The sequence below is a fragment of the uncultured Blautia sp. genome (genome assembly GCF_902497045.1).
Lineage (GTDB): Bacteria > Bacillota > Clostridia > Lachnospirales > Lachnospiraceae > Blautia_A.
The window spans coordinates 1-1900 of sequence record NZ_CABVDF010000349.1; the positions used below are offsets into that span (position 1 = coordinate 1).

The 1900-nt window shown below is 44.5% G+C and carries 3 protein-coding genes; 2 read left to right on the forward strand and 1 reads right to left on the reverse strand.

What is annotated here, in order from left to right; genetic code table 11:
• Window positions 1-155 precede the first annotated feature (155 nt).
• Window positions 156-536, forward strand: a complete 381-nt coding sequence (locus RDS42_RS14540; RefSeq protein ID WP_154039517.1) for a helix-turn-helix domain-containing protein — start codon at window positions 156-158, stop codon at window positions 534-536.
• Window positions 533-1378, forward strand: coding sequence for an IS3 family transposase (locus RDS42_RS14545; RefSeq protein ID WP_308784286.1), 846 nt, complete (start codon window positions 533-535; stop codon window positions 1376-1378). Before RDS42_RS14540 ends, RDS42_RS14545 begins: the two co-directional genes overlap by 4 nt.
• Window positions 1379-1492: 114 nt before the next feature.
• Here RDS42_RS14545 and RDS42_RS14550 read toward each other — a convergent pair.
• Window positions 1493-1900: hypothetical protein (locus RDS42_RS14550; RefSeq protein WP_308784287.1), on the reverse strand; the 408-nt coding region annotated here is incomplete at its 5' end.

Sequence of the window (1900 nt, forward strand, 5' to 3'; positions counted from 1 at the left end):
CCGCCGTCAAAATTACAACTATTTCTTACTCGAAGCAAAAGAAAAGAACGCACAGATTTTTTAGGTCTGCATCTGGTAAGCTAAAAGTAGACACTTACAAAGCGGGTGAGTGTCTACTTTTTTATATCTGTTAAAATAGGAATAGAGGTGAAAAGATGGGGAAGAAAGGGATTCCGCATCGAAAATGGAGCAAAGAAGAAAAAATGAAGATAATAAAGCTTCATTTGGAAGAACATATTCCGGTTTGTGAAATTGAACGGCAATATTCTATCAGCAATAGTTTGGTGTGCGCATGGGTAAAGAAATATATAACAGAGGGAGAAGATGCACTAGAGCCGCGAAATGGCAATCCGTATGCCGCGCTTCATACAAGCAAGTCATTGAGTGAAGTGGAACGGCTCCGCCTCATCGTGGCCAAACAAGAGGTGGAAATAGCCCGGTTAAAAAAAGGATATTGGGTGGAAGGAGCTGGTGCAAACAAGGAGTACGTTACTGGCAGCGAAAAGAATACGAAGTCATCGAAGAACTCAAAGTGAAGTATCCAATAGATTTTCTGTGTAAGCTTATGGGAGTGAATCGATCCGGTTATTACAAATGGAAAGCCCGGCAAGGACAGCCGAATCGATATGAACGGGACAGGATCTTGCTGACAGAGTTCCTTCTAAAGGCACATGACAAACATCCTTCTCACGGGTATCATCGTCTGGCAAACGATGTGTTTCAGGAAACTGGCTGGGTGTTTTCACACCATCTGGCACACCAGTGCTGTAAAGCCGCTGGAATACGCTCTAAAGCCAGAAAATACAGGTATAAGCCGCCCGGAGAGGAAAGCGTTCAGTTTCCTAACGAAGTTCGAGGCCGCTGGAATACAGCGGCGCCTTTGCAGATCGTTGTGTCTGATATGACCGAATTTCGGGTAAACGGTGTGGAGTGGGAATGGACCATTCTGTTGGATACCTTCAATAATGAGATCCTGGCTCATAGCGTAACATCGACGAAAGGAAGCAACAAACCTTACTATCATTGTCTCGATGTGCTCAAACAGCTTATGGACAAAAGAGAAGAGCAGACGTCCCAGGTAGTCTTCCACACCGACCAGGGAGCTGTCTACTCTTCACGGGCTTTTTGCCAGGCCCACAAGGATTATAACATACTTCGCTCCATGTCGCGAGTAGGAACTCCAACAGATAACCCGATCATAGAAGCTTTGAACGGATGGATCAAAGAAGAATTGTTCCTCGACTTCGATCTGGCCCACGCAAAAGATGTTCCAGCTCTGTTGGACTCCTACGTCGACTTCTTCAATAACCGCCGTCTGGCTGCTGCTTTGGGCTATAGAAGCCCAGTTCAGTACAGGACCGAACTGGGCTTCTGTTAGCTGCGCTTTTTTGTGTCTACTTTTACTTGACAGATGCACAGATTTTTTAGGTCTGTGCGCTTTTTGTGCGCTCTGTGCGGCAAAGGAAAGGCCGGGAGAAATCCCGGCCTTGAATTATTGGTTTAAGTATTCAGCACTTGCAAAGGAACCAGATGCGGTATTTCCTCCTCCTTGAAATACGCTCAACATTGCCTCTAAAGCTGTTTGATAATGTGTAAGGAAATCTTCGTATTGGTCATAATAATTCAATTTATTTTGTCCGTAAGCTCTGTCAATGCGCTCATTGTAATATTCGATTGGGTCTGTAACTGTCGTTCCCTGCGTGAGATTGTGCAGGGTTACCATAGAATACTGTTTGATTATCTCGTACTCTACAACTGTTAATACGCATTGGTCACCATTCAAATCCGTATATTCGTAAGCATATCCACATATTGCAACTGCATGAGGATAATTGCGTCGGACGGAGCGAAAATCTGATGCGGCAAGATAAGAATAGTCTATGGGCTTTTTTTCAGCAGA